Source organism: Niastella vici, assembly GCF_002077945.1.
Lineage (GTDB): Bacteria > Bacteroidota > Bacteroidia > Chitinophagales > Chitinophagaceae > Niastella > Niastella vici.
The window spans coordinates 42,573-49,792 of sequence record NZ_LVYD01000081.1; the positions used below are offsets into that span (position 1 = coordinate 42,573).

Annotated in this window: 3 protein-coding genes; 1 reads left to right on the forward strand and 2 read right to left on the reverse strand. The window is 43.3% G+C overall.

Going from position 1 to position 7,220, the window contains the following annotated elements; all coding sequences use genetic code 11:
- Nucleotides 1-74 precede the first annotated feature (74 nt).
- Both A3860_RS33040 and A3860_RS33045 read right to left on the reverse strand, forming a co-directional pair.
- On the reverse strand, nt 75-2,903 hold the full coding sequence (locus A3860_RS33040) for a porin family protein (RefSeq protein ID WP_081154797.1): 2,829 nt from the start codon (nt 2,901-2,903) through the stop codon (nt 75-77).
- Between the two features lie 3 nt (nt 2,904-2,906).
- Nucleotides 2,907-4,148 carry a 6-bladed beta-propeller gene (locus tag A3860_RS33045; RefSeq protein ID WP_081154798.1) on the reverse strand — a complete coding sequence of 414 codons (1,242 nt, stop codon included), beginning with the start codon at nt 4,146-4,148 and terminating at the stop codon, nt 2,907-2,909.
- 739 nt (nt 4,149-4,887) lie between these two features.
- On the opposite strand from A3860_RS33045, the gene A3860_RS33055 reads away from it, so the two are divergent.
- Nucleotides 4,888-7,220: hypothetical protein (locus tag A3860_RS33055; RefSeq protein WP_216823565.1), on the forward strand; the 2,333-nt coding region annotated here is incomplete at its 3' end.

Consider the following 7,220-nt stretch of genomic DNA (forward strand, 5'->3'; position numbering starts at 1 on the left):
ATAGGAAAAATACTGTATTTTAGACACAAATCCGTTTAATGGTGGCATTTAAATTTACTGATTCGCCGGTATGCCTACCATTCGCGCTCCGTTGATTGCCTTTTAATTTCTCTTTTGCCAAATTTGCGGGGATAATAAGAAAACGTTACCAGGAAATATTGCTGCAGCCCATTTGTGATCCTGGTGCTGGTGCCATACTCCGTTACATTGTTACTGATATTTTGATACTGTTTTAATAGATCCATAGCCGATATTTTTAACTCGCCCTGGCCTTTCATAAACCTGTAAGCCGCAAATGAATTCCAGAGAACAACCGGCTTATCTATGTTTGAATTGGTAATTTTGTCAACCGTACTGCTGAAGGTTATATTAGCCGGCCAGTTGAGAACGATCCCCAGCCTTGTAGTATAACTGCTGTTTTTAAACGCGTTGAGCCCAGGTGCCGACGGCCTGCTTCTGTTATACTCTAAAGTTTGTCCTGCACTGATCACCAGCCTGGAGCTAAATAAGAATTGCAGGTTAAACTGGTTCAGCAACCTACCGGTTTCACTGATGTTACTTATGCCATCAATATAGTTAGGCACTTTACCGGTGGTGAGTTCTCCATTGTACATCAATTGAAGGCTGTTCCTGTTGAGCTTTCTCGATACATTGAAGTAATAATTCAGGTTCAGGGCACTCGTTCTATCTGAATTAATGTACCAGGAGATCCGTTTGCCCGAAAAATCATTGATGATACTGTCTGTTACCGGGGCCAATAAAAGCTTATATGATCCGTTGATATTGCCATTGATCGTATAAAGGGATTTGGGGTTTTCGGTATTAAAGTTTGCATTTAAACTGACTGAATGATTAATGCTGTTTTTAAGGTGTGGATTACCGATCCTGATATCATAGGCATTGATATCGTCAACAAGGGCATAGAGCCGGTCAATTGCAGGATATTCTAAATACTTCGCATAGGAAACCGACGCGTTATAACTGTATTTTTCCCTTTTGGTATATCGATAGTCCAGATTTCCCTCATACCTGAAAAAAGCGAAAGAGCGGTTCAGGTTCCTTTGGGCAATGGAGGAAGTGTTTTTATCCGTTTTCAGATCATCCATCAATTTAACCTGCAGAGAGAGGCCGCGGTAGAATACGCCAGTGAATTTGTCAAATGACTTTGACATACTAAGTATAGGGGTAAATTCAATTATTTCCTTTTTATTCCCGTTGGATAGATTACTATTTACAAAGTACCGTTTGGCCGTGCTGTCATAATCGCTAACCATGACGTTTTCCGTTGACCGGGTATAATTGAACCATTGCATAAGACTGAGATTTATTCCAAATAAGTTATACCGGCGCAACAGCATTCTTTTAAAGCCCGTATACTCAAGGTTTCCGGTTATGTTCAGCGATTCATTGTTTGTGGCATACCGCCGGTTATTGTATGTATTTTTACTTGAATTGGTAAAAGACCCGAATTCACTTATTACATCCCTTGTTGATGCATTCCTGTCGCGACTGGCAAACATTCTGGTGTTGAAGCCTTTTACAGGCTCGTCGGCATTTGATGTGGTAAAATTTAATTCCAGCGATTCGTAATCCGAATTCCTGCTTTCCGCAGTAGTTGTGGCGTTTGTACTTTGCAGCCGGTTTGCGGAATCCCTTACTTCAACGGTATGGTTAGTATTACTGCGTTTATTGTTCGTATTTACGGTACCGTTTATAATAAAGTTGTCGTTATAACTATTGGTCTTTATATAATTGATGCCAACATCGTGTTTATTTTGCCGGCTGGTTGCCACCCCATCATCGCGAATGAACAGTGGATTATCGAGTGCCGTTCTGTTCTCCATATTCAAATCGGTGACATAAGCGTTCGTCCCTGATTTGTTGTAATTAATGGAAATGCGATCGTTTTGCCGGCTATTTTCTGATTCAATAAAATTATGCACCAGCACACCACCTATAGAATGATTCCTGTTGATGCCATTAGTGCCGAACCGGCCCACATTATATAAATTGGGATTGTAATTCCTGTATGTATTATTCTGGAACATCTCCTCAATGTTGCCGATATTCTTATTTGTATTATTCAGGCCTGCGCCTATACCGGCACTCGTTTTCTTATTGTATAGCTGCAGGGAAAGGTCCCCTTCAAACCGGTCCATGGTACCATAGCCGGCCCCTGTTTTGCCGAAGTAGCCTTTTTTACTGCCTTCTTTCAACTTTATGTTCATTGTAAGCAGGGAATCCTGCGGCCGGCCTGTCCTGGCGTTTTCCTTACCTATCTTGCTTCTGTCGTATTCCTGGTAAAGCTGAATTTTATCAATTGCTGATTTGGGAAGGTTTTGCGTGGCAATACGCGAATCAGTTGATCCCATAAAGGGCTTTCCGTCAACCAGCAGGCTTTTCACTTTTTTACCGTTCACCGTTATAGTACCGTCGGACCAGATGGTAATACCGGCGACCTGGTTCAATAGTTCTTCTACCACTGCATCACTTTTCATTTTAAAGGCGGCAGGATTGATCTCCAGTGTATCGCCATTCATTCTGACGGGAATGGCAGCCGTTACCACTACCGTGTCCTTATTCTGCAGCGCCAGGAAAACAGCCAGGGTATCTGTTCTGGCTGAATCCAGCTGTATAAAGGTGTTGTAACTGATATATCCGGCATAACTAACACTTACCAACAGCTTTTTTTTCAATGGCAATTTCCCTATGGAGAAAAGCCCGTATTTATCAGACAGCTGATACGCTATAACAGATGAATCGGGTGCATGAATGGCTACTGTTGCCAGTTCCAATGGAGTTTTGGTCTCGGCGTCCATAACGGAACCTGTTACCTTGCCGGTTTGACAAAAGGCCAGCGTATGCCAGCCCAATAAAGAACAGATCAGGAATAAGGGTTTCAAGCGTTAGTTTTTAAATTTGAACTCAATGATCACCGGTGTTGCTGCAGGAGGATTACTTTTTAAAAAGCTTTCCAGTTCTTTGGGCACCGGCACATTTTTATTTTTCTCAAAAAACGTCAGGAGGTCTTCTGCCTTTTGCAGTTTATAGAACCGGTTGCCCTTTCTCGTGATGCCAAAGTCAACCAGGATCTGCAAATTGTACTGGCTGCTATCCGGCTTTATATTTTTGACCTTGCAGGTAGTATTTGTCTGCTTCTGGTAAATGTAAGTTTCGTAATTGGAGAGATAGCCTACCAGGAAATAGACAAACCGCGGCGTTTCATAGAAAGTATAAACCTGGTGAAGCATCCAGCCATTGTTCCGGTTGAAATTTTCCCGTTCGGTTTTGTTTTTAAAGGGCCTGGTAAAAAAGGATGCCGGCAGGCTATTTTCAAGGGGCAGCACCAGCTGGTAGGCAGCATACAGGCTATCACCGGTTGTTTTGTATATGGTATCGCAATAAGGACGGGCAATAAAGTTGACAGCTGGCGTATCAGTGTTATTTACACTAATGTTTTCTCTTGTGTATAAAAACCTGGGTTCATTAACATGGTTGTACGGGAAGAAACCTTTGATAAACCGGTTGTTTTGGTAGGTCTTGAACTCATAATCGAGGCTGTCTTTAAAAAGCCCGCTTGTTATAATTTCTCCCTGATAGTAAATATCACTGTAAAAGAATGATGCATGCAGAATGTCGTTTTGCTGAGGAACATCTTTTCTGATGGTGAACGTTGTATCATTTAAGTCGATAGCGTATTTTTTGAAATACTTTTTATTACGGGGCTTATCCCAGTCCAGCATTATTTTTATGCGGTCTTTGGGAGTAAGACTGTAATTTTTATTATTTTCAACAAACACGATCCGATTTGTATACTCATCGTAAACAGGGTAAAAAGCATCCCCGAGCTGTTTAAAATTTATCGTTTTAAAGAACCTTCCGTTTTTGGAATACAGGTGAACGGCTTTACGATAATAATCCGGGATATAGAAGTAGTTTTTCGTTATCTCAACATAGTTATAGGTGCTCAATTCAATTCCCGCTTTTACTTCCAGCGGAATAAACCGGATGGAATCTACAAAATTCGACTGCTTATCGCTGCCAGCCGCTTTGGGATGGAGGTAGATCTTTTGTAATTGTGATTGGGCAACAGGTGAAATACAGAGCAGGCATAAGATAAGTGCATGGCAAACAGTACATCGTTTCATTTAGGGGGTGTGTTACCGTTCAAAAATATGGGTATAAATGTTAAACTTACATTAAATGGTAGATATTTGAACGATAAACAACTAGAAAACAGCCATTTGGAAGTGCCATCGGCTGAAATAGTGATGTCCATCAGTGATCCAGATCAAGTTCTGCTTGAAATAAATTTCTAATGTAATTCTAATGTCAAAAAATTTATATATTTATTTATCATTTGTATTCCTTTCTCTTGCAAGTGGTATCAAATAAGTTTAAATATCCTTTCCAATCCAACCGTTTTTACTATCCCCTGAACTACCTTTTATCCGCACTGCTGTTCAACAAAACATCTTTCGCGCTTACTGAAATTGAAACCAGTATGGGTATTTCATATACTCATGCAGAGCAATATCCACAAAAAGAATGGCATAACCATGTGCGCCTGCATGTAGTTGCACCGGCGTAACAGGATCGTTATGTGAACAACCGAACGCGATAACTTTTTTATCAATACGATTGAAAACAAAAATATTTGCCGGCCATGAGACGCCCTTTATATAAATGCCGAATCTGCGCAATCAGGTTGTTGATCCTGCAGGGGAAAGCCAAATGCCTGCGCATGTCAACACCGCCATAGCATCTTTTTTCAATATTGAGTTATCATAGTTGTTAATACACTGCTTTAAGCAAAATTGCTTTCGCTTCCGCCTGTACGACGTTGAAGCTATAATCCCTATTTTCTGAACCTAAAAATATTTTGGTATGAACCATCCCTCTACCATTCGAACCCAGGATCTATCTCCCCATGATAGCCGTCAAAATGCCTGGTATGCATTGATCATTAAACACCTGTTCGTTCTTTTTCTTCCAGTGTGTATGTTTTCTTCGCAGGCATTTGCCCAAACGTTTCCTACTTCCTGTACATCCAAGGACCTTTTGCTTGTAGGTGCGGCCTTACCTGGCACAGGTCTTTGTAATGCATGTACAACCGGGGATTCTATATACAGGACATTGAACCTGACCATAAACAACAAAACAGGTTCAACAAGAACTGCTTTTGCATTTTGGGGCACCCTGGTTATCCGGAACAGCAATGGCACCCTTTCTTCTACCCGGGCCATTTCAGGCTGCGGTGGTCCTGTAGCCAGTAATACGACCACCACTTTGCTGTTCAACCAAATTGGGTACAAATGCGGTCAGTCGTTAACCATAAAAGATCTTCATTTGGCCTGGACGGATGCTTCACCTGGCAGCACCTGTCCGATCAATTCTGCTACCATTAATCCCAAATGCGGCACCCTCGATTCAATACAAATTAATACCGGCCTCGATGCCAGCTTTAGTGTCACCAACGCTACCTGCTCTGTAGCAGGTTCTATTGATATGACCCCACTGGGCGGAAAATCGCCCTATACTTATTCCTGGGTGGCCAGCAATGGTGGCGTTATTCCCTCGGGTCAGGCAACCCACCAGGACCTTACCGGTTTAGTGGCAGGAACCTATACCGTAACAATTACTGATGCGTTAAATTGTCAATCAACCAGGTTTACGGCCGTAGCAGCTTCTGCACCGGTTACAGCCAACGCCGGAGATGATTTTACGAAAACCTGTGTTTTAAATCCAAACGGCAAACAAATTGGAGAAGCATCAGCAACCGGGTTCACCTATTCATGGTCGCCCACCACAGGTTTAAGTGATGCCACTGCCAGCAACCCCACCGCCAATCCATCGTCAACTACTACCTATACCGTAACAAAAACCTTTACCTCGAGTGGTTGCAGCAATACCGATCAGGTAACGGTAACAGTGAATAATACGGCTGTAGTGGCTAATGCCGGAGCCGACTTCACTAAAACCTGTACTTCCAATACAAACGGCGCACAAATTGGTGAAGCAGCAGCAGCCGCGTTCACGTATTCATGGTCGCCAACCACCGGTTTAAGTGATGCCACTGCCAGCAACCCTACGGCCAACCCATCATCTACTACTACCTATACAGTAACCAAGACCAATACGTCATCGGGTTGCAGCAACACGGATGATGTAACGGTAACGGTGAATAATACAGCTGTGGTAGCCAATGCCGGAGCCGACTTTACCAAAACCTGTACTACCAATCCCAATGGTAAACAAATTGGTGAAGCATCAGCAGCCGGGTTCACCTATTCATGGTCGCCCACTACAGGTTTAAGCGACGCCAGCGCCAGCAACCCTACGGCCAACCCATCATCTACTACTACCTATACAGTAACCAAGACCAATACGTCATCGGGTTGCAGCAACACGGATGATGTAACGGTAACGGTGAATAATACAGCTGTGGTAGCCAATGCCGGAGCCGACTTTACCAAAACCTGTACTACCAATCCCAATGGTAAACAAATTGGTGAAGCATCAGCAGCCGGGTTCACCTATTCATGGTCGCCCACTACAGGTTTAAGCGACGCCAGCGCCAGCAACCCTACGGCCAACCCATCATCTACTACTACCTATACAGTAACCAAGACCAATACGTCATCGGGTTGCAGCAACACGGATGATGTAACGGTAACGGTGAATAATACAGCTGTGGTAGCTAATGCCGGAGCCGACTTTACCAAAACCTGTACTACCAATCCCAATGGTAAACAAATTGGAGAAGCATCAGCAGCCGGGTTCACCTATTCATGGTCGCCAACCACAGGTTTAAGTGATGCCAGCGCCAGCAACCCAACAGCCAATCCATCATCAACCACTACTTATACAGTAACCAAAACCAATACGTCATCGGGTTGCAGTAACACGGATGATGTAACAGTAACGGTGAACAATGCGGCTGTGGTGGCTAATGCAGGTGCCGACTTTACCAAAACCTGTACCTCCAATGCAAGCGGTAAACAAATTGGAGAAGCATCAGCAGCCGGATTCACTTATTCATGGTCACCAACCACCGGCTTAAGTGATGCCAGCGCCAGCAACCCAACTGCCAATCCATCATCAACAACAACCTATACGGTAACAAAGACCAATACGTCATCGGGTTGCAGCAACACAGATGATGTAACTGTTACTGTAAATACCAACGCACCAAATGCGCCAACATTCTGCGCGGTTCA